Origin of the sequence: Bacillus sp. DE0042 (assembly GCF_007680225.1) — a bacterium.
GTDB classification, from domain to species: domain Bacteria; phylum Bacillota; class Bacilli; order Bacillales; family Bacillaceae_G; genus Bacillus_A; species Bacillus_A wiedmannii.
Window position 1 is genome coordinate 111560 of sequence record NZ_VEJP01000005.1, and the last position, 22458, is coordinate 134017.

A 22458-nucleotide genomic window follows, 5' to 3' on the forward strand; every position below is an offset into this window, starting at 1 on the left:
TATCATTAACATTTTAGTATATAGATATTGCATCGTAGTTTGCATTATATTGTCACCCCTTAATCTGTCTTGTATAATGAACAGGTTAAGGGGTGATTTCGTGTTACAACCGAAGACGCGTTGGAAAGAAAAAGAATATAATAATGAGCGAGTGAGTGAATTAGCAAGTAAATTACAATTATCACCACTTGTCGTTTCGTTATTCCTCGGTAGAGGACTAGATACAGAAGATAAGATTTTAGATTTTTTAAATACAGAAAATCAAGAATTTCATGATCCATTTTTATTAGAAGGAATGGATAGAACGGTAGAACGTGTAAATAAGGCGATTCAAAATGGAGAGCAAATATTAATATTTGGTGACTACGATGCGGATGGAGTAAGTAGTACGACTGTGTTATATCTTGCCTTGCAAGAATTAGGTGCAGACGTAGAATTTTATATTCCAAACCGTTTTACAGAAGGATATGGACCAAACGAAGAAGCATTTCGTTGGGCACATAGCGCAGGATTCTCACTAATTATTACTGTCGATACTGGTATCGCAGCAGTACATGAAGCGAAGGTAGCGAAGGAGCTTGGGATAGATCTTATTATTACAGATCACCATGAGCCACCACCAGAATTGCCAGAAGCACTTGCGATTATTCATCCGAAATTAGATGGCGGTGTATATCCGTTTCACTATTTAGCTGGTGTAGGTGTTGCGTTTAAAGTTGCACATGCACTACTAGGCCGTGTACCAGAACATTTATTAGAAATTGCAGTAATTGGTACAGTAGCCGATTTAGTATCACTTCATGGTGAGAATAGATTACTAGTGAAGCGCGGTTTAAAGCATATGCGCATGACGAAAAATATCGGACTAAAGGCGCTATTTAAAGTTGCTAACGTTTCGCAAAGTGAAATTACAGAAGAGAGTATTGGCTTCTCACTCGCTCCGCGTATTAATGCAGTTGGACGTTTAGAAGATGCTACGCCGGCTGTACATCTTTTATTATCAGATGATCCAGAAGAAGCGAAAGAGTTGGCTGAAGAAATTGATGAGCTGAACAAACTGCGAAAAGATATTGTAAAGCAAATTACAGAAGAAGCTATCGCTGAAGTGGAAAATAATTTCCCGCCAGAAGACAATAAAGTACTAGTACTGGCAAAAGAAGGCTGGAATCCAGGTGTAATTGGAATTGTCGCATCTAAATTAGTTGAACGTTTTTATCGTCCAACGATTGTATTATGCATTGATCCTGTAAAAGAAACAGCAAAAGGTTCAGCACGTAGTATTGCAGGATTTGATTTGTTTGCAAATTTGTCAGATTGTAGAGAGTTATTGCCACACTTCGGAGGGCATCCGATGGCAGCGGGAATGACGCTACATATGAATGATGTAGATGAATTACGCCGCCGCTTAAATGAACAAGCAGAGGTAATTTTAACAGAAGAAGATTTTATTCCAATTACAGCTGTTGATGTCTTTTGTAAAGTGGAGGATGTAACACTGGCAGCAATTGAAGACATGCAAAAGTTAGCGCCATTTGGTGTTGGAAATCCAAAACCACGTATTGCAGTGAAAGATGCAGAGCTAGAAAGTATTCGTGCAATCGGATCAGATGGCTCTCATTTGAAAATGGCTCTTCGCGATGGACAAGCGACACTGGATACAATCGGATTTGGTTTTGGTGCGTATGCAAAAGAAATTTCTCCAGTTGCAAAGGTATCTGTAATAGGGGAAGCATCTATCAATGAATGGAATAATTTTAAGAAGCCGCAATTAATGGTACAAGATATTGCTGTAGAGGCGTGGCAATTATTTGATTGGCGTAGTATGCGTAACGTAGAAGCGAATGTAGCAGAACTTCCGAAAGAAAAAATAACGATGGTGTATTTTTCTGAAGAGGTATTGAATAAGTTTTCTCTAGAAGACTATAAAGAGCATATGATGCATGCATCAGAAGTAACTCATTTAGACGATCAATACATCGTGTTACTTGATTTGCCAAAAGGAACAGAGGAATTACGAGATTTATTTAAAGTGGGGTTCCCGTCGCGAATTTATACGCTATTTTATCAAGAGAATAATCATTTATTTAGTACTGTTCCAACGAGGGAACATTTTAAATGGTACTATTCGTTCTTGAGCCAAAAAGCACCATTTTCTTTAAGACAATATGGAGAACAACTATGTCGACATAAAGGTTGGTCAAAAGATACAGTAAATTTCATGACACAGGTGTTTTTTGAGTTAGAATTTGTTACAATAAAAGATGGCGTCATTTTTATGGCAGACAAAAAACAAAAGCGTGATTTAATTGAATCGAACACATATCGTGAGAAAATGAACCACTTACAATTAGAAAAAGAATTGGTTTATAGCACATATCAGCAACTATATACATGGTTTGAAACGATTCGTAATCATAAAGAAGTAGAACAGTTAGGGTAAAGGATTTGTATTTACAAACCTTTTAGATCTGAGGAGGATTCAGAAATATGGATTTCAAGCAACATATCGCAATTGTACCGGATTATCCAAAAGAAGGTATTGTATTTAAAGACATTACACCGTTAATGAACGACGGTAAAGCATACAAAGCAGCAACAGATGCAATCGTTGAGTATGCCAAGAAAAGAGACATTGACGTTGTAGTAGGGCCAGAAGCACGTGGCTTTATTATCGGTTGCCCAGTTTCTTATGCGTTAGAAGTAGGTTTTGCACCAGTTCGTAAATTAGGGAAATTACCACGTGAAGTAATTACAGTTGACTACGGTAAAGAATATGGTAAAGATGTTTTAACAATCCATAAAGATGCAATTAAGCCAGGTCAACGCGTATTGATTACAGATGATCTATTAGCTACAGGTGGAACAATTGAAGCGACAATTAAGCTAGTTGAAGAACTTGGCGGAGTTGTAGCAGGAATTGCATTCTTAGTAGAGCTTACTTACTTAGATGGTCGTAAAATGTTAGATGGTTACGATGTATTAGTATTAGAAAAATACTAATCACTATATAGGTAAAACTACGGTGATAAAAAGTACCCGTGAATCTCTTGGAGAGGAGCGGGTACTTTTGTATAATTGCACAAAAAAATAAGGTGAAATGTCAGTAAAATCTTTTCCTTTTCACAATTCACAATCATTAGGTTATAATGATAGAATATAATTTATTCTACTTAATTAAGATAAAGTCAATTTTCAATAAAAGGTGATTCGATGGCAAATGAGCAGGTACTAACAGCTGAACAGGTACTCGAGAAAGCAAGTCAATATTTAGCAGATGAAGATATTGAGCTAGTGGCACGTGCCTATGAATATGCACGTGATGCGCATAGCGAACAATACAGAAAATCGGGTGAACCGTACATTATTCATCCAATTCAAGTTGCAGGTATTTTAGTTGATTTACACATGGATCCAGCTACAGTATCAGCAGGTTTCTTACATGATGTAGTGGAAGATACAGAAATTACATTAGAAGATATTGAACGGGAATTTAATAAAGAAATTGCTATGCTTGTCGATGGTGTAACAAAGCTCGGAAAGATTAAATATAAATCTCATGAGCAACAACAAGCAGAAAACCATCGCAAAATGTTTATCGCAATGGCTCAAGATATTCGAGTTATTTTAATTAAACTAGCTGATCGTCTTCATAACATGCGTACATTGAAACATTTGCCTCAAGAGAAGCAGCGTCGCATTGCAAATGAAACGTTAGAAATCTTTGCACCTTTAGCACATAGACTCGGAATTAGTACTATTAAATGGGAGTTAGAGGATACGTCACTTCGCTATTTAAATCCGCAACAATATTATCGTATTGTAAATTTAATGAAGCGTAAACGTGCAGAGCGTGAAGAGTATTTAGATGAAGTAATGACTGGTATTCGTGAGAAATTAAAAGAGGTTTCAATTCAACCTGAGATTTCTGGAAGACCAAAACATATTTACAGTATTTATCGTAAAATGGCACTGCAAAATAAACAGTTCAATGAAATTTACGATTTACTAGCTGTACGTGTCGTAGTAAATAGTATTAAAGATTGTTATGCGGTGCTTGGAATTATTCATACGTGCTGGAAGCCAATGCCAGGTCGTTTTAAAGATTATATTGCAATGCCGAAAGCAAATCTATATCAATCTCTTCATACGACTGTAATTGGGCCGAAAGGTGATCCGCTTGAAGTGCAAATTCGTACGAAAGAAATGCATGAGATTGCAGAATTCGGGATCGCGGCGCACTGGGCGTATAAAGAAGGAAAAACAGCAGAAACAACAGGTACATTAGAGAAGAAACTTACATGGTTCCGTCAAATATTAGAATGGCAAAATGAAGCTTCTAATGCAGAAGAGTTTATGGAGTCATTAAAAATTGATTTATTCTCTGACATGGTATTCGTCTTTACACCGAAAGGCGACGTAATGGAATTGCCACTTGGATCTGTTCCGATTGACTTTTCGTATCGTGTCCATTCGGAGATTGGAAATAAAACAATTGGTGCAAAAGTAAACGGGAAAATGGTGACGCTTGATTATAAATTAAAAACAGGTGACATCATTGAAATTTTAACATCGAAACATTCGTATGGGCCAAGTCAAGACTGGGTGAAACTTGCTCAAACATCTCATGCAAAAAACAAAATACGTCAATTCTTTAAGAAGCAACGTAGAGATGAAAATATTGAAAAAGGCCGTGAACTTGTTGAGAAAGAAGTGCGTAGCCTAGAGTATGAGATGAAAGAAGTGTTAGCTCCGGACAATTTAAAACGTGTTGCTGAAAAATTCAACTTTGCAAATGAAGAAGATATGTTTGCAGCAGTTGGATATAGCGGGATTACAGCGTCGCAAATTGTTACGCGACTAACGGACAAATTCCGTAAGCAACGTGAAGAAGAAGAAATCGTTGAAGTTAAAGAAGTTCGTAAACCGATGAAAATTCGAAAATGGGATTCTGGTGTTAAAGTAAGTGGTGCGGATAATTTATTAATTCGTTTATCAAAATGCTGTAACCCGGTTCCAGGTGATGATATCGTTGGGTATATTACGAAAGGCCGAGGTGTATCGATTCACCGCCGTGATTGTGTAAATGTTCATACAGAAGAAGCTATAGAACGTTTATTGGAAGTAGAGTGGGAAGGTAGTCCTGAAAAAGAAATTGAGTATAACGTTGATATTGAAATTTCAGGTTACGATCGCCGTGGCTTATTAAATGAAGTATTACAAGCTGTTACAGAGACGAAAACGTACATTTCGGCAGTTTCTGGTAGAAGTGACCGTAATAAGATGGCGACAATTAATATGTCAATCTCTATTCGTAACTTACAGCACTTGAAAAAAGTAGTAGAACGCATTAAACGTGTCCCAGAAATTTATGCAGTACGACGCATGATGCATTAATAGGGAGTGTAGAAAAGATGAGAGTTGTTTTACAGCGATCAAAAGAAGCGTCTGTCACAGTAGACGGTGAGATCGTAGGACAAATTCCGTTCGGTTTAACATTACTAGTTGGCATTACGCATGAAGATACAGAAAAAGATGCAACTTACATTGCAGAAAAAATTGCGAACTTACGTATTTTTGAAGATGAGAGTGGAAAGATGAACCATTCTGTACTTGATGTAGAAGGACAAGTTCTATCAATTTCGCAATTCACATTATACGGAGATTGCCGCAAGGGAAGACGTCCCAACTTTATGGATGCTGCCAAACCTGATTATGCAGAGTGTTTATATGATTTCTTTAATGAGGAAGTTCGTAAGCAAGGATTGCATGTAGAAACAGGGAAGTTCGGAGCAATGATGGATGTTTCTTTAATCAATGATGGTCCGGTGACCTTAATTGTGGATAGTAAATAGTGTTGCTTAAGAAGAGGGGATTATATAATCCTCTCTTTTTTATACATTGTTGTATGTTTTGTTCATTTATCTCGCTATTTGTGGGAGATCCACTGCCCGTAAAAGCCTGATTAGTGAGGGCTAATAATGAGTGGCAATGGACAAAACCCCTATTCATTAAAGTTACACTTTATTTGGAATCAATAGCTGTTTCAATTATGTATAACTCTTTCATCAATATGGAACAATAAAAAGTAAAACATCTATATTGAATGTGAGGGATATACGTATGCGTATGAATGAAAAAGGGCATTCTGTTACAAATGGTGCAAATCAACTGTTTAACGTAAATTTTCATGATTTTATTTCAAAAGAGCAAAACAATACTTCAATGGAGCTTGCTTCTGAGTTTGGGATTTCTCTTCAAGATGTAAAGCGTCTAAAGAAGCAGATTGAACGCTCTTAGAGTACTTGACAATCCTACTCAACAAACGTATAGTAATTTTATATTTACATATGAATATAACCGTTGATAGAGAAGAGTAAATGAGACACACATGGAAAGAGAAGAAATGTCTTAGGCTGAAAACATTTCTGCATGATGACTGATTGAATGACACTCTAGAGGTTTCAACTTGAACGGCATATATGCTTAGTAGGGATGAACGCACATTTAAGCGTTATTAAAAAAGTGGAAGCATACGTGCTTCAATTAGGGTGGCACCACGGGTATAATACTCTCGTCCCTACTGTTCAAACAGTAGAGGCGGGAGTTTTTTTATTTTTATTAAGATTAAAACAATTTGAGGAGGAACTGAATATGTCTATTCAAATCCCACGCGGAACGCAAGATATTCTTCCAGGTAGCGTTGAGTTATGGCAGTATATCGAAGGGCAAGCACGCGAAATTTGCCGTCGTTACAACTATAAAGAAATTCGTACACCAATTTTTGAACACACGGAGCTATTTTTACGTGGTGTTGGTGATACGACAGATATCGTACAAAAAGAAATGTACTCATTCCAAGATCGTGGAGAGCGCAGTTTAACATTACGTCCAGAAGGTACTGCACCTGTTGTACGTTCTTACGTTGAAAACAAAATGTTCGGTGATGCAACACAACCAACGAAATTATACTATATCGGTCAAATGTTCCGTTACGAAAGACCACAAGCAGGTCGCTATCGTCAATTCGTACAATTTGGTATTGAAGCAATCGGTAGTAACGATCCTGCGATTGATGCAGAAGTAATTGCACTTGCTGTAGAGTTTTACCGAGGCATGGGCTTAAAAAATATTAAAGTTGTATTAAACAGTTTAGGTGATGCGGCGAGCCGTCAAGCGCACCGCGATGCGTTAATCGCACACTTTGAGCCACGTATCGGCGAGTTCTGTTCTGACTGTCAATCTCGTCTAGAAAAGAACCCTCTTCGTATTTTAGATTGTAAGAAGGACCGTAACCATGAATTAATGGGAACAGCACCATCTATTACAGAATACTTAAACGAAGATTCAGCAGTATACTACGACAAAGTTCAAGAACTATTAACGATGATGGATGTTCCGTTTGAAAAAGATCCGAACTTAGTACGTGGTTTAGACTACTATCAACACACTGTTTTTGAAATCATGAGTGAGGCAGAAGGTTTCGGTGCTATCACTACATTAAGCGGTGGTGGCCGTTACAACGGACTTGTACAAGAAATCGGTGGACCGGAAATGCCAGGTATCGGTTTTGCGATGAGTATCGAACGTTTAATTATGGCGCTAAAAGCTGAAAACATCGAATTACCAATTGAACATAGTATTGATTGTTATGTTGTAGCGCTTGGTGAAAAAGCGAAAGACCGTGCTGCGAAAGTTGCGTTTGATCTTCGTAAAGCTGGATTATCAGTTGAAAAAGATTATTTAGACCGTAAAATGAAAGCACAATTTAAATCAGCAGATCGTCTAAAGGCGAAATTTGTAGCTGTATTAGGGGAAGATGAGCTAGATAAAGGCATCATTAACTTAAAAGATATGGCAACAGGCGAACAAGAAGAAGTAGCATTAGATGTATTTGCTTCATACGTAGCAGAGAAATTAATATAGGGGGAACTTACAGTGGCTGAAAGAACACATGCATGTGGAAAAGTAACAGTAGAAGCAGTTGGACAAACAGTTCAATTAAAAGGTTGGGTACAAAAACGCCGTGATTTAGGTGGATTAATCTTTATCGACTTACGTGACCGTACAGGTATCGTGCAAGTTGTATTTAACCCAGAAACATCAAAAGAAGCGTTAGAAATAGCAGAAACTATTCGTAGTGAATACGTATTGCACGTAGAAGGTACAGTTGTTGAGCGTGGTGAAGGCGCAATTAATGACAATATGGCAACTGGTCGTATTGAAGTACAAGCAACGAAAGTAAACGTATTAAATGCAGCAAAAACAACGCCAATCATTATTGCTGATGATATAGATGCATCAGAAGATGTGCGTTTAAAATATCGTTATTTAGACTTACGTCGTCCTGCAATGTTTAACACATTCAAAATGCGTCACGATGTAACGAAAACAATTCGTAACTTCTTAGACACAGAAGAGTTCTTAGAAGTAGAAACACCAATTTTAACGAAGAGCACACCAGAAGGAGCTCGTGACTATTTAGTACCAAGTCGTGTACATGATGGTGAATTCTATGCATTACCACAATCTCCGCAATTATTTAAACAGCTTCTTATGGTCGGTGGATTTGAGCGTTACTATCAAGTAGCACGTTGTTTCCGTGACGAAGATTTACGTGCAGACCGTCAACCAGAATTCACGCAAATCGATATCGAAGCTTCATTCTTAACACAAGATGAAATTTTAGATATGATGGAGCGCATGATGACGAAAGTTATGAAGGATGCAAAAGGTGTAGAAGTGAGTGCACCATTCCCTCGTATGAAATATGCTGATGCAATGGCTCGTTACGGTTCTGATAAGCCAGATACACGCTTTGAAATGGAACTAACAGACCTATCTGAATTTGCAGTAGGTTGTGGTTTTAAAGTATTTACAAGTGCTGTAGAAAGTGGCGGACAAGTAAAAGCAATTAATGCAAAAGGTGCTGCGAGCAAATACTCTCGTAAAGATATCGATGCATTAACTGAATTCGTAAAAGTATACGGTGCAAAAGGTCTAGCTTGGCTTAAAGTGGAAGAGGACGGCTTAAAAGGACCGATTGCGAAATTCTTCGGTGAAGAAGAAGCAAACGCGTTAATGGCTACATTAGAAGCTACTGCTGGCGACTTATTACTATTCGTAGCAGATAAGAAGAGCGTTGTCGCAGATAGCTTAGGTGCACTTCGTTTACGTCTAGGTAAAGAGCTTGAGTTAATCGATGAAAGTAAATTTAACTTCCTATGGGTAACGGATTGGCCACTTCTTGAGTACGATGAAGATGCAGATCGTTACTTCGCAGCTCACCACCCATTCACAATGCCATTCCGTGAAGATGTTGAGCTATTAGAAACAGCACCAGAAAAAGCACGTGCACAAGCATATGACCTTGTATTAAATGGTTATGAGCTTGGTGGTGGATCACTTCGTATTTACGAGCGTGACGTACAAGAAAAAATGTTCAAAGCACTTGGATTCTCACAAGAAGAAGCACAAGAGCAATTCGGATTCTTATTAGAAGCATTCGAATACGGTACTCCACCACACGGTGGTATCGCATTAGGTTTAGACCGTCTTGTTATGTTACTTGCAGGTCGTACGAACCTTCGTGATACAATTGCATTCCCGAAAACAGCAAGCGCAAGCTGCTTATTAACAGAAGCTCCAAGCCCAGTTGCAGAAGCACAGCTTGAAGAGTTAAACTTAAAATTAAGCTTAAAAGAAGAGAAGTAAGAATAAAGTCTAGATGGTTATACTATAGCCGTCTAGACTTTTTTTGAGAGGAAATTTAAAAAGTCCGGTTTAGATAACTGTCGCACCTCATCGTTACGTATGCTAGTCCGGTGCTCGAGTAGTACTCCTACACTGTGCTCCTCCTAGCATGCGTGCCTCGATCTGCTCGGTTCTCTAAATCCTCCTTTTTAAATGTATATTGAAAGGGTTATTTAAAAAGTCCGGTTTAGATAACTGTCGCACCTCATCGTTACGTATGCTAGTCCGGTGCTCGAGTAGTACTCCTACACTGTGCTCCTCCTAGCATGCGTGCCTCGATCTGCTCGGTTCTCTAAATCCTCCTTTTTAAATGTATATTGAAAGGGTTATTTAAAAAGTCCGGTTTAGATAACTGTCGCATCTCATCGTTATGTATGCTAGTCCGGTGCTCGAGTAGTACTCCTACACTGTGCTCCTCCTAGCATACGTGCCTCGATCTGCTCGGTTCTCTGAATCCTCCCTTTTAAACGTGTATTTAGGGCGAAATAAAATCCGGTTTACACTATGTTTTTATTCTCGAAATATGTATTTTTAGGAATTCTATAACTTTTTCTATACAAATAGTCGGAAAAACGCTAGAATACATGGTAGACCATTTTTGTAATAGGAGTGTAGAGCTGAATGTTACATCAATTTTCACGTAATGAATTAGCCTTCGGTAAAGAAGGACTTGAAATATTAAAAAATAGTACAGTCGGTATTTTAGGAATTGGCGGCGTAGGGTCATTTTCGGCAGAGGCGTTAGCACGTTCTGGCGTAGGACGTCTCGTATTAGTCGATAAAGACGTTGTAGATATTACAAACGTAAACCGTCAAATTCACGCGTTAGTATCTACTGTAGGGCGTTCAAAAGTAGAATTAATGAAAGAGCGTATCGCAGACATTAATCCAGATTGTGAAGTAATTGGACTAGAAATGTTTTATACTGATGAAACATATGAAGAGTTCTTCAAACATGGATTGGATTTCGTAGTAGATGCATCTGATACGATTACGTTCAAAATTCATTTAATTAAACAGTGCTTACGTCGAAAAATTAAAATTATCTCATGCATGGGTGCAGCAAATAAAATGGACCCAACTCGTTTCCGTATTGCGGACATCTCTAAAACACATACAGATCCAATTGCGAAAGTAATTCGTACGAAGCTTCGTAAAGATGGTATTAAAAAAGGTGTAAAAGTTGTCTTCTCTGACGAAAACCCGATCGTAATTCGTGAAGAAGTACGTAAAGAAATCGTACCAGACGAAAATGCAAAAATTCGTAAAGCGAAATTACCACCTTCATCAAATGCATTCGTACCATCTGTGGCAGGCCTAATTATGGCAAGTCACGTTGTACGTGAACGTATTAAAAATGTTGAAGTGAAGCGTGTAGGGCAAGAATAAAAGGAAAGCATATATCCGTCTAGGATATATGCTTTTTCTATTATGTTTTAAAGAATTGCAGATATTTGCAATACTAATAATTCGAATGTAAGTAATCCTAATAAAGAATAATCGTATTTATCCGACTTATAGGCGGAAGTCTTTTTTAAACTCTGAATTGTAAAAAAACCTAATGTTAGAACGAGAATACCGAGTGTTATTTTGAAGACTATTAATGAAATAGCAACCATCTCCTTTCAAACATATATCTTTATAGTAACATTCAAGTAATAAATATCTAATTATTCCCTGATGTTTATTTGTGTGAACTTGAGGTTTATTGTTGTCAATTTTTGTTTGTTGATCTATTTAAATTAATTTAGCGATGTGATTTTTACCGGAGAAAAAGATGCCACACAGTCAGAAACCCCGACTAGGTGACATCCTCTTTAGTTTTCTGCAGAATAAATAATATCTAAATTACCATTTTGATCTGTCTTGAAAATTGGAGCGATCTGTTCTTCTTGTTCTTCAACTGAAACGAGTTTTCGAGCACGGTCCATAATTCTAACAAGCATGGCATAATCTTCTTCGATTGCTTGTTGTTTTTTTGAGAGGACCGCTAATTTTGCTTCAAGTTCATGGTTTGTTTTTTGCAGGGACGTGAGCTGAGCTTGTAATACGTCATTTTCAGTTTGTAACTTTGCGAGTGAAGGGCTATTGTGCTCTAAGTTTTGCAAAAATGAAATGACACTTTGCATTGTAAGTTCTTGTTTATTTGGCGTAATATCTTCTGAAAACTCGGCATCAATTACGAGTTGTTTCGTTTGCGTGAAATGCTCTTTTTCTATTTTAGCCTCAGAGCGTTTTAATTCTTTACGTTGTTTTTTTGCAAGTTGAACCGCATCTTCGTAATTCGTTCGTACTTCAGCATTCCATCTAAATCCGCAAGCTGCGGAAGTGCGGTTCAATGTATCGCCGACTTCATCGAATGCTTTTATTTGTGTGCTACCGCTGCGAATATGTCGTAAAACAGTTTCTGCTAAAAGGAGATCGTCTTCTTTTGTCCATGCATCTTGACGTGTTTTCATAAGCGAAGCCTCCATAATGGTGACGTTTTCGCTTATGTTACCCTTTATTTTTCGTTTTATTCGAACTTTGTAATCTTTCATATACAGTAGAAAGTGCTTGCTCAAATTTCCCTGTCGTTTTCGGTTTATAATATTGTTTGTTTTTTATTTTATCAGGTAAGTATTGTTGTTGTACCCATCCATTTGGATGGTCGTGTGGATATAAGTACCCAATGCCTCTTCCGAGTGATTCTGCGCCTTTGTAATGACTATCTTTTAAATGACTTGGAATGTCGCCTGTTTGACCGTTGCGTAAATCGTGTAATGCAGTATCAAGTGCTTTGTAAGCTGAGTTTGATTTTGGTGATAAGCAAAGCTCGATAACAGCATTTGCAAGTGGTATGCGTGCCTCCGGGAATCCAACTCGTTCCGCTGATTCTATAGCTGCTAGTGTACGCGGTCCGGCTTGTGGGCTAGCAAGTCCGATATCTTCATATGCCATAATAAGAAGACGTCTACCGATGCTTTGTAAATCACCAGCTTCAATAAGACGTGCTAAATAATGAAGTGCTGCATTTACATCACTTCCGCGCACCGATTTTTGAAATGCCGATAATACGTCATAATGAGCATCACCGCCTTTGTCGTGAACGAAGCTCTTTTTTTGCAAGCATTCTTCTGCAATTTCTAGCGTAATTACCGCAGCTTTTTCGTCCGTTGTAAAGCTAGATAAAACAGCTAGTTCAAGTGCATTATAAGCAGAACGCATGTCTCCACCAGATGCATTTGCAAAGTGATGTAATGCTTCAGGCGTAACCGTTACATCATATTCCCCGAGACCTTTTTCTTTATCTTCAAGTGCTCGTTTTAAGCCGATTAAAAGATCATCTTCTGTTAATGCGTGTAATTCGAAGATTTGACAACGACTTCGAATAGCAGAATTAATAGCATGGAACGGATTACTCGTTGTTGCACCGATTAAGGTAAGGAGTCCGCTTTCTAAATGAGGTAATAGAAAATCCTGTTTTGCTTTATCTAGACGGTGTACTTCATCTAAAATTAAAACGAGGTGTCGATGCATCTTTGCTTCTTGTACGACAACTTCCATATCTTTTTTATTATGAGTAACAGCGTTTAATAGGCGAAAAGGGGTTCCAGTACTTCCTGCAATTGCGCTCGCAATGGATGTTTTTCCTGTGCCTGGAGGGCCGTATAAAATCATAGATTGAAAATGATTTGCTTGGACCATTCGCCATAAAATTTTTCCTTCACCAACTAAATGTTGTTGTCCGATAATTTCTTGAATATTTGTAGGGCGCATTCGATGTGCGAGTGGCTGTTTCATTTTTACCGTCTCCCTTAATGTATAATCTCTTTCTATCGTATCATTTTTTTTAGTGGAATTTGAAATAGGATGCTGTTTTGTGGGAAAAATGAATATAAATATTTTCATTTTTCTTTCAATTGTAATAATTTCCGAGTTTTTCAATGTGATTTTATGTTATCATTTTGATACACAAGTTGAAATTTCTTATAATACTATATTATGCTATAATTTCATAGGATTTTAAATTGTGTTCTTTTATAAATAAGATATAACCAATAGAAGTGAAAATTTGAAAAGAGGTGCAAAATAGATGAAAATTTCAACGAAAGGCCGCTACGGCTTAACAATTATGATCGATCTTGCAAAAAAATTTGGTGAAGGTCCGATTTCCTTAAAATCAATTGCGCAGGCACATGACTTATCGGAACATTATTTAGAGCAATTAATTTCACCACTTCGTAACGCTCGTCTAGTAAAGAGTACGCGCGGGGCATATGGCGGATATGTATTGTCAGATCAGCCAGCTAACATTACAGCTGGGGACGTAATCCGTGTATTAGAGGGTCCAATTAGTGTTGTAGAAATGATAGAAGAAGAAGAACCAGCACAACGCCAATTATGGATGCGTGTTCGTGATGCGGTGCAAGAAGTGTTAGATAGTACAACGTTAGAAGATTTAGTACGTTATGAGGAAGAAAATCACGGGGGCTATATGTTTTACATTTAATTCCTTGTGAAACGATTTGGAAAGAAGGAGATTTAATGGAACGCATTTACTTAGATCATGCTGCGACATCTCCGACTCACCCAGAAGTGGTCGAAAAGATGATTCCATATATGACAGAAACATTTGGGAACCCGTCTAGTATTCACTTTTATGGACGTCAAACGCGCCATGTAGTAGATGAGGCAAGACGGGCGGGTGCACGTAGCATTCATGCGAATCCGAATGAAATTATATTTACGAGCGGTGGTACAGAAGCTGATAATTTAGCACTTATAGGTGTAGCACGTGCGAACCGTCATAAAGGTAACCATATTATAACGACGCGAATTGAACATCATGCAATTTTGCATACGTGTGAATTGTTAGAGCGCGAAGGGTTTGAAGTGACATATTTACCTGTTGATGAAACAGGACGAGTTCAAGTTTCTGACATACAAAATGCATTAACAGAAGAGACGATTCTCGTATCCGTTATGTTTGGGAATAATGAAGTTGGGACGATGCAACCAATCGCGGAAATAGGGAAGTTGCTAAAAGAGCATCAAGCTTATTTTCATACAGATGCGGTACAAGCTTACGGATTAGTAGAAATAGATGTGAAAGAGTTCGGTATTGATTTATTATCGATTTCAGCTCATAAAATTAATGGACCAAAAGGTGTAGGGTTCCTATACGCTGGTGCAAATGTGAAATTTGAACCGTTATTAATAGGCGGGGAGCAAGAAAGAAAACGCCGTGCTGGTACTGAAAATGTACCGAGTATCGTTGGTTTGCAACATGCAATTTTGTTAGCTGAAAAAACTCGTGAGCAAAAAAATGCCCAATATGAAGAGTTTAAAGATATAATGGTATCTGTCTTCAAAAATGAAGACATTACTTTCGAGGTAAACGGAAACTTAGAATATCGCTTACCACATGTGCTTAATATCAGTTTTACAGGAATGAACATTGAACCGTTCCTTGTGAACTTAGATATAGCTGGCATTGCAGTGTCAAGTGGCTCGGCGTGTACAGCTGGTTCGATTGATCCATCACATGTATTAGTAGCGATGTTCGGAAAAGACTCCGATCAAATACGTTCATCCGTACGCTTTAGTTTCGGGCTTGGAAATACGAAAGAGCAAATTGAGAAAGCGGCGTACGAAACAGTGAAAATCGTGAAGCGATTAACACAAAATTAGCATGGGAGGTGACATGATGAACAAACTACCTCAAGAAACACGCGTTGTCATCGGGATGTCCGGTGGCGTCGATTCATCTGTAGCAGCTCTTTTATTAAAAGAGCAAGGTTATGATGTAATCGGAATTTTTATGAAAAACTGGGATGATACAGATGAGAATGGTGTCTGCACAGCAACGGAAGATTACAATGATGTAATTGAAGTGTGTAACCAAATTGGCATTCCATATTATGCAGTAAACTTTGAAAAACAATACTGGGATAAAGTATTTACGTACTTCTTAGATGAGTACCGAGCTGGTCGTACACCGAACCCAGATGTAATGTGTAATAAAGAAATTAAATTTAAAGCATTTTTAGAGCATGCAATTGCGCTTGGTGCTGATTATGTAGCGACAGGTCATTATGCACGCGTTGCTTATATGGACGGCGAATATAAAATGCTTCGCGGCGTTGATGACAATAAAGACCAAACGTATTTCTTGAATCAATTAAGCCAAGAGCAATTATCAAAAACAATGTTCCCGTTAGGTGAATTAAAGAAACCGCAAATTCGTGAAATGGCGACAGAAGCTGGTTTAGCGACAGCGGCGAAGAAAGATAGTACTGGTATTTGCTTTATCGGTGAGCGTAACTTTAAAGATTTCTTAAGCAACTATTTACCAGCGCAACCAGGTGTGATGCAAACATTATCTGGTGAAGTGAAAGGGAAGCATGACGGTTTAATGTACTATACAATTGGACAACGTCATGGCCTTGGTATTGGTGGTAACGGTGATCCATGGTTTGCTGTTGGGAAAAACTTGAAAGAAAACATTTTATATGTTGATCAAGGATTCCATAACGAACTTCTATATGGTGATGAAGTTATTGCTACGAATATCGGCTGGGTAAGTAATGAAGCGAAAGAAAAAGAATTTAAGTGCACAGCAAAATTCCGTTATCGTCAAGAAGACAATAAAGTAACGGTTCAAATCGTTGATGAAAATACAGTTCGTATTCTTTGTGACGAGCCAATTCGTGCAATTACACCAGGACAAGCAGTTGTTTTCTATGATGGAGATGAGTGCTTAGGCGGTGCTACAATTGATGAAGTATATCGTAGTGGTAAGAAATTGGATTATTTAGGATAAAATGAGAAGCCTCTGCCGATTAGCGGTTAGAGGTTTCTTTTACATAAAGCGAATTTTCGTTCGCTTGGAAAATACATTCTTTGTTATAATTTGTTGTAGAGGTGAAGGACATGTCAAACAAACTTGAAACAGGTATTCAATATATGCAGGAAGGAAACTGGGAAGAAGCTGCTAAAAATTTCACAGAAGCAATCGAAGAAAATCCGAAAGATGCGCTTGGATACATTAATTTTGCGAACTTATTAGATGCACTAGGTGATAGTGAAAGAGCAATTTTATTTTATAAACGTGCATTAGAATTAGATGATAAATCTGCGGCTGCTTATTATGGATTAGGAAATGTGTATTACGGTCAAGAGCAATTTGCAGAGGCAAAGGCTGTATTTGAACAAGCGATGCAAGCGGGATTACAATCAGCTGATGTAACATTTATGTTAGGTATTACACATGTGCAACTTGGAAATGATCGTCTTGCACTGCCGTTTTTACAAAGAGCAACAGAATTAGATGAAAACGATGTAGAAGCTGTGTTTCAGTGCGGACTTTGCTTTGCACGTTTAGAACATATTCAAGAGGCGAAACCTTATTTTGAAAAGGTATTAGAAATGGATGAAGAGCATGCAGATGCGTATTATAATTTAGGTGTTGCGTACGTATTTGAAGAAAATAACGAGAAGGCTCTTACTTTATTTAAGAAAGCAACTGAAATTCAGCCAGATCACTTTTTAGCTGGCAATGGTGTTCGTTTATTGGAGCAAGAAGCTGAATAAGATGAAAATATAGTTTAATGGGTAGTTATCCCTCATCTAAATAGGTGGGGGATGTACTGCTCATTAAAGTGAAACGAACCGGAAAGGAGAGGAAAGATGGGAAATCAACATGCAATGGATTTGTTTGAGGAAGAGAAAAAGTTTATAAAAGCGCAAGTTCTTCATACCATTTTCCACAACGAAGAAAACCTCTATTCCGTTGTCAGTATGAAAGTCATTGAGACGAATGAAACGTACGACGAAAAAAAAGTGATGATAAACGGTCATTTTCCCCGCATGCATGAAGATGAAGTGTTTACATTGACAGGGCATTTTAAAGACCATCCGAAGTATGGGAAACAATATTTAGTTGAAACGTTTAAGAAAGAATTGCCGCAAACAAAAGCAGGTATGGTGCAATATTTAGCGAGTGATTTATTTAAAGGGATAGGAAAGCGTACAGCTGAAAAAATTGTGGATCATCTTGGGGAACATGCCATTTCTAAAATTATGGATGATCCGGATGCGTTAAATGGTGTTGTCAATAAGCAAAAAGCGCAAGAAATATATGAGACAATTGTTGAACATCAAGGATTAGAGAAAGTAATGAGTTTTTTAAATGGTTACGGTTTTGGAACGAAGCTTTCTATTAAGATTTACCAGCAATATAAAGAGATGACATTAGAAGTGATTCGTAATAATCCATATAAGCTTATTGAAGAAGTGGACGGGATTGGATTTGGAAGAGCGGATGATATCGGACGGGCGTTAGGGATATCGGGTAATCATGATGACCGTGTACGTGCGGGTTGTTTTTATACGTTAGAGAATGTTTCATTGCAACTTGGTCATGTTTATATGGGGAAAAATCAACTTGTAAGAGAAACGATGTCACTTTTAAATAATCAAGAAGGAAGAGTGACCGAGGAAGACATTGTAGCTTGCGTTGAAATGATGCAAAGTGAAGGGAAAGTTATCATAGAAGAAGAGCGAGTGTATTTAGCTTCGTTATTCTACTCTGAAAAAGGCGTTGTAAAGTCAATTCGTCGTCTTATGAACCAAGAAGAAACCCCTGCATTCCCTGAAGCAGAAGTGTTAAAAACGTTAGGGGAAATTGAAGAACAGCTAAAGGTACAGTATGCACCGCTTCAGCAAGAAGCAGTTCAAACGGCACTTCATAAGCCGATGATGTTATTGACAGGTGGACCAGGAACAGGGAAGACAACAGTTATTAAAGGAATTGTTGAAATGTATGCATCACTGCACGGATTATCGTTAAATCCGAATGAATACAGTGATGATAATCCATTTCCGATATTATTAACGGCCCCAACAGGAAGAGCAGCGAAGCGAATGAGTGAATCAACAGGGCTTCCAGCTTGTACAATTCACCGTTTACTTGGCTGGACGCCAGAAGGGTCTTTCCAGCGTAATGAAACGGATCCAGTACAAGGAAAATTGCTCATTATTGATGAGTTTTCAATGGTTGATATTTGGCTTGCAAATCAGCTGTTTAAGTCATTGCCGACTAACATTCAAGTTATCGTTGTAGGCGATGAAGATCAATTACCATCTGTAGGACCTGGGCAAGTGTTGAAAGATTTATTGAATGCAGGTGCAGTTCCAACAGTAAAGCTTACTGAAATTTATCGTCAAGCGGAAGGCTCATCTGTTATTCAACTCGCCCATGCTATAAAAAATGGAACGCTCCCACCAGATTTAGCGCAAAATCAAAAAGATCGTTCATTTATCGGCTGTACAGGAGCTCAAATTGTTGAGGTTGTTAAGAAGGTTTGTGAAAATGCTAAGACAAAAGGGTTTAGCGCAAGGGATGTACAAGTACTGGCCCCGATGTACCGCGGACCTGCCGGTATTAATGTGCTAAACGAAGCGTTGCAAGAAGTGTTTAACCCAAAAAGGGAAAAGAGTAAAGAAATTGTTTACGGTGATGTTGTATACCGACGAGGCGATAAAGTACTACAACTCGTTAATCAGCCGGAGAGCCAAGTGTTTAATGGTGATATCGGAGAAATTGTTTCGGTGTTTTATGCGAAAGAAAATGTTGAACAACAAGATATGATTATCGTTTCATTTGATGGAATTGAAGTAACGTATACAAAGCCAGACTTAAATCAAATTACACATGCCTATTGCTGTTCGATTCATAAGTCGCAAGGTAGTGAGTTCCCAATCGTAATTATGCCGATAGTAAAAAGTTACAATCGGATGTTACGTCGTAATTTAATTTATACTGGTATTACAAGAAGTAAGAAGTTCCTTATTATTTGCGGAGAGGAAGCCGCTTTCCAGTCTGGTGTAAATCGCCTTGATGATGCAATGCGTCAAACGACTTTAGCGAGTCGATTGCAAGAATCACAAGGAGAAGTACAGATGGTAACAGTTAATGGCGAAGAAATGGACGTGGAAAACATTTCACCGTATGATTTCATGTAACAAGGTGAAATTATATAATGAAACTTTCAAACGTATAACGTTGAAAGGCTCCAGCAATGTATAAATGAATGCGGTTTGGACATAATGGCGAATAGAATCTGGGAGACTGTAAGGAGATGAAAGCCATATGTTCATTTGTCCAAATTGCAAAGGGAAAGACATTGGAAAAATAGGTGTCAACCAATTTTATTGCTGGAATTGTTATATCGAATTATCGGTTTCAAAGGGGAAAATCCATACGCATCAAGTAGAGGAAGATGGTTCATTAAGCTCTCTTGATGATTTATTTGATGAGAACGAAAGAACGATCGGATAACGAAAAGGGGGATTTACTTTGAATCTACGCAATTCATTAATCGCATTAGGTGTTGGAGCGGCAGCATATCAATATGCTCGCAAGCAAGATGTATTTTCAAAACGCAATATGAAAAAAGCACGTAAGATGATTAAATCTTATTTATAAGCGCAAAAAACTCCCTTCATCAAGGGAGTTTTTTTATGTACTTGTATGTAAATATAAAAGTCCAATTTCAGAGAAGAGATACGATAGGCCGTAACATCCAACGCCAAGCATTCCGTAATGAAATAATTGCTTCGCTCTTTCTTTTCGTGAGGAACGAATAAAGAAACCTTTCCAAATACCAAACCCGATACAAACCCATTCAAGAATCATAAAAAGTGCTGATAATACGAGCATAAATAAAATCATTATGAGCCCTCCTGATTATATTGTTTCATGCTGCATTCTCAGGGGTGGTTGTCCTTATTATGTTATGTATATGTACGTCTTTACAAAACAGTATGGTCTGCACGAAAAGATTTTAAAACTTTCGCACATAACCTACCCTATTTATTTTCAAAATAAAGGTGGAGGAGGTTTTTCATGTGAAGAATCTTAAAATCATTTGGATATATCGTTTAGGGTTATTGTTACTTGTATTTCTTTGTTTGCTCGTCTTTTTAAAAATTAAGCCGCTATGGGCACCGATTATTTTTGTATTTAAAGTGGCAATTACACCGTTTCTTATTGCGTGTTTTATTGCGTATTTATTGCATCCTTTAATTGAAAAAATTCATAAAGAAGGGATGCCACGTACACTTGCTATTTTGCTCATTTACATCCTTTTCTTTGGCGGAATTGGTTATGGGATTTATAAAGGAACGCCAATTGTTATTAAGCAATTACAAGAGATTAATGAGCAATTTCCGCAGTTTACAAAAATGTATGATTCTTGGATGGATGGCGTTACGGAACAAACAGCGAACTTCCCGTCCTTTATTCATGAAAAGGTGAAACAAATTTTTGGTGGAGTAGAAACGAAGATACAATCACTTTTAAATAAAGTGATGAGCACAGCCCGTGGCGTATTGGACTCGTTGCTTATTATTTTCTTAATACCGTTCATTGTATTTTACATATTAAAAGATTACGGTGAGTTTTATCATATCTTTTGGAAACTAGTCCCGAGTAAGTGGCGTAGTACAGGGCAAATGCTGGCGAAAGAAATTGATAAGTCACTCGGAAGTTATATTCGAGGACAGTTATTTGTTTGCTTAGTATTAGGGGGCGTATCTGTTCTTTCTTTTTGGTTTATCGGTATGAAATATCCATTATTACTCGGCATTATTATTGGGGTAACGGATATAATCCCGTACTTCGGTCCTATTTTAGGGGCGATTCCGACATTGATGATTGCGGCAACGGTATCAACGAGTTTACTCATTAAGGCGGGAATTACGATTGCTATTTTGCAATTTTTGGAAAGTAACATTTTATCACCTTACATCGTTGGTAAGTCACTTCGTATGCATCCTGTTATTATTATGCTCGCATTACTAGTTGGGGGAGAAGTGGCAGGAATTGTAGGGTTATTAATATCAGTTCCTGTTTTAGCGGTCATTCGTACGGTGATCGTTCATGTAAGGCCTCTTTGGAAAAAAGAAGATGTGTAATATGATAGCCCTCTACTTATAAAAGTAGAGGGCTATCATTATTTAGAGAGTTGCTCGTGTATTTGTTGAACGAGAGAGCTTACATCATTTGTTTGAATATGTTTTATTTTTTTCCATTCATTATCGTACATAAATATAATTTGATTGCTGAAAAGACGCTTTTGCTCTTTTAGATTAGAAATGTTTACAAAAGAGTACTCTTCAAATATTAGGTTCTTACTTACATCTGGTCCATAAAAGAAGAGCCGTTTGTTTGTTAAAATTAACAGTCCTGGTCTTGTAACGGAACGATAAATAAATATATTTAATGAACATGCTACATAAAACAATATTGTTTCGTCAGTCATTAATATGTTTTTAGCTTTGCTTAATAAGGTTGTCATTGTAATCGCCCCTTTATTATTGATAATTTAATCATAACAAAAATATAATATTCTGAAAAATATAGAGATAGTACAATTTATTAATAAATGCATAATATATTGAAAGGCTGTTAAGAATGAATAGTAGAATAACTATGGTTAATGCAATATAAATGATTATCTACATTGACAAACTTAAGAGAATTCTATTATATTTAGTCATATAATACATTAAATCAATGACGGAAAAAGTACGTTACAGTCCATTTATAGAGAGAAGCTTCCATATGGCTGAAAGAAGCTTTAAATGAAGGGTAACAGAAAGCTAATCCTGAGAGCAGCTAATCACTGCCGTCTTGCCACGTTAAGGCACCATGAGGTGATG

General features: G+C 37.6%; 20 protein-coding genes and 2 other annotated features (1 of these 22 running past the window's edge). Of the genes, 16 read left to right on the forward strand and 4 right to left on the reverse strand.

The genetic code is table 11. The features are described 5' to 3' along the window. Nucleotides 1-100: 100 nt before the first annotated feature. The 8 genes from recJ (at nucleotide 101) to FS802_RS19250 (ending at nucleotide 11139) form a co-directional block, all read left to right on the forward strand. A complete protein-coding gene (recJ, locus tag FS802_RS19220; RefSeq protein WP_098653233.1) occupies nucleotides 101-2440 on the forward strand; it encodes a single-stranded-DNA-specific exonuclease RecJ in 2340 nt (779 codons plus the stop codon). Between the two features lie 47 nt (nucleotides 2441-2487). Beyond that, entirely contained in the window at nucleotides 2488-3000 is a 513-nt protein-coding gene (locus FS802_RS19225; protein WP_000346221.1) for an adenine phosphoribosyltransferase, read from the forward strand. A 210-nt stretch (nucleotides 3001-3210) separates the two neighbouring features. Continuing rightward, on the forward strand, nucleotides 3211-5394 hold the full coding sequence (relA, locus tag FS802_RS19230) for a GTP diphosphokinase (RefSeq protein ID WP_001262801.1): 2184 nt from the start codon (nucleotides 3211-3213) through the stop codon (nucleotides 5392-5394). A 17-nt stretch (nucleotides 5395-5411) separates the two neighbouring features. Further along, nucleotides 5412-5852: a D-tyrosyl-tRNA(Tyr) deacylase gene (locus tag FS802_RS19235; protein WP_001266952.1), complete on the forward strand. Its 441-nt coding sequence runs from the start codon at nucleotides 5412-5414 to the stop codon at nucleotides 5850-5852. A 268-nt stretch (nucleotides 5853-6120) separates the two neighbouring features. Continuing rightward, nucleotides 6121-6297 (forward strand): hypothetical protein, encoded by a 177-nt coding sequence (locus FS802_RS31205; protein ID WP_001242605.1) that lies wholly within the window; start codon nucleotides 6121-6123, stop codon nucleotides 6295-6297. A 54-nt stretch (nucleotides 6298-6351) separates the two neighbouring features. Further along, nucleotides 6352-6582 (forward strand) — a binding site (T-box leader). 69 nt (nucleotides 6583-6651) lie between these two features. Further along, complete coding sequence (hisS, locus tag FS802_RS19240) at nucleotides 6652-7923, forward strand: histidine--tRNA ligase (protein ID WP_098653414.1); 1272 nt, start codon at nucleotides 6652-6654, stop codon at nucleotides 7921-7923. A gap of 12 nt (nucleotides 7924-7935) precedes the next feature. Beyond that, nucleotides 7936-9711: an aspartate--tRNA ligase gene (gene aspS, locus FS802_RS19245; protein WP_144525386.1), complete on the forward strand. Its 1776-nt coding sequence runs from the start codon at nucleotides 7936-7938 to the stop codon at nucleotides 9709-9711. Between the two features lie 660 nt (nucleotides 9712-10371). Then, nucleotides 10372-11139 (forward strand): tRNA threonylcarbamoyladenosine dehydratase, encoded by a 768-nt coding sequence (locus FS802_RS19250; protein ID WP_000903180.1) that lies wholly within the window; start codon nucleotides 10372-10374, stop codon nucleotides 11137-11139. Between the two features lie 428 nt (nucleotides 11140-11567). On the opposite strand, the gene FS802_RS19260 is transcribed toward FS802_RS19250, so the two are convergent. Together FS802_RS19260 and FS802_RS19265 are read right to left on the reverse strand one after the other, a co-directional pair. Continuing rightward, nucleotides 11568-12209: an RsfA family transcriptional regulator gene (locus FS802_RS19260; protein ID WP_098653234.1), complete on the reverse strand. Its 642-nt coding sequence runs from the start codon at nucleotides 12207-12209 to the stop codon at nucleotides 11568-11570. A gap of 37 nt (nucleotides 12210-12246) precedes the next feature. Next, nucleotides 12247-13533 carry a replication-associated recombination protein A gene (locus tag FS802_RS19265; RefSeq protein WP_000812941.1) on the reverse strand — a complete coding sequence of 429 codons (1287 nt, stop codon included), beginning with the start codon at nucleotides 13531-13533 and terminating at the stop codon, nucleotides 12247-12249. Nucleotides 13534-13825: 292 nt separating this feature from the next. On the opposite strand from FS802_RS19265, the gene cymR reads away from it, so the two are divergent. The 7 genes from cymR (at nucleotide 13826) to FS802_RS19300 (ending at nucleotide 20221) form a co-directional block, all read left to right on the forward strand. Then, nucleotides 13826-14242, forward strand: coding sequence for a cysteine metabolism transcriptional regulator CymR (gene cymR / locus FS802_RS19270; protein WP_000704116.1), 417 nt, complete (start codon nucleotides 13826-13828; stop codon nucleotides 14240-14242). Nucleotides 14243-14277: 35 nt separating this feature from the next. Continuing rightward, nucleotides 14278-15423 (forward strand): cysteine desulfurase family protein, encoded by a 1146-nt coding sequence (locus FS802_RS19275; protein ID WP_098653235.1) that lies wholly within the window; start codon nucleotides 14278-14280, stop codon nucleotides 15421-15423. Between the two features lie 16 nt (nucleotides 15424-15439). Further along, complete coding sequence (gene mnmA, locus FS802_RS19280; RefSeq protein ID WP_001038022.1) at nucleotides 15440-16555, forward strand: tRNA 2-thiouridine(34) synthase MnmA; 1116 nt, start codon at nucleotides 15440-15442, stop codon at nucleotides 16553-16555. Nucleotides 16556-16665: 110 nt separating this feature from the next. Further along, nucleotides 16666-17325, forward strand: a complete 660-nt coding sequence (locus FS802_RS19285) for a tetratricopeptide repeat protein (protein WP_000066386.1) — start codon at nucleotides 16666-16668, stop codon at nucleotides 17323-17325. A 96-nt stretch (nucleotides 17326-17421) separates the two neighbouring features. Further along, complete coding sequence (gene recD2, locus FS802_RS19290; protein ID WP_098707552.1) at nucleotides 17422-19758, forward strand: SF1B family DNA helicase RecD2; 2337 nt, start codon at nucleotides 17422-17424, stop codon at nucleotides 19756-19758. A gap of 127 nt (nucleotides 19759-19885) precedes the next feature. Next, entirely contained in the window at nucleotides 19886-20074 is a 189-nt protein-coding gene (locus tag FS802_RS19295; protein WP_000469281.1) for a hypothetical protein, read from the forward strand. Nucleotides 20075-20092: 18 nt separating this feature from the next. Further along, on the forward strand, nucleotides 20093-20221 hold the full coding sequence (locus FS802_RS19300; protein ID WP_001053553.1) for a YrzQ family protein: 129 nt from the start codon (nucleotides 20093-20095) through the stop codon (nucleotides 20219-20221). Between the two features lie 33 nt (nucleotides 20222-20254). On the opposite strand, the gene FS802_RS19305 is transcribed toward FS802_RS19300, so the two are convergent. Next, a complete protein-coding gene (locus FS802_RS19305; RefSeq protein WP_098653237.1) occupies nucleotides 20255-20467 on the reverse strand; it encodes a hypothetical protein in 213 nt (70 codons plus the stop codon). Between the two features lie 176 nt (nucleotides 20468-20643). On the opposite strand from FS802_RS19305, the gene FS802_RS19310 reads away from it, so the two are divergent. Next, nucleotides 20644-21711 (forward strand): AI-2E family transporter, encoded by a 1068-nt coding sequence (locus FS802_RS19310; RefSeq protein ID WP_048562241.1) that lies wholly within the window; start codon nucleotides 20644-20646, stop codon nucleotides 21709-21711. Nucleotides 21712-21749: 38 nt separating this feature from the next. Here the strand turns inward: FS802_RS19310 and FS802_RS19315 are convergent, their stop codons facing one another. Beyond that, the gene (locus FS802_RS19315) at nucleotides 21750-22094 is read right to left on the reverse strand and encodes a PH domain-containing protein (RefSeq protein ID WP_144525388.1); all 345 of its coding nucleotides are present in this window, start codon (nucleotides 22092-22094) and stop codon (nucleotides 21750-21752) included. Nucleotides 22095-22303: 209 nt separating this feature from the next. Beyond that, nucleotides 22304-22458, forward strand: a binding site (T-box leader) (it continues 65 nt past the right edge of the window).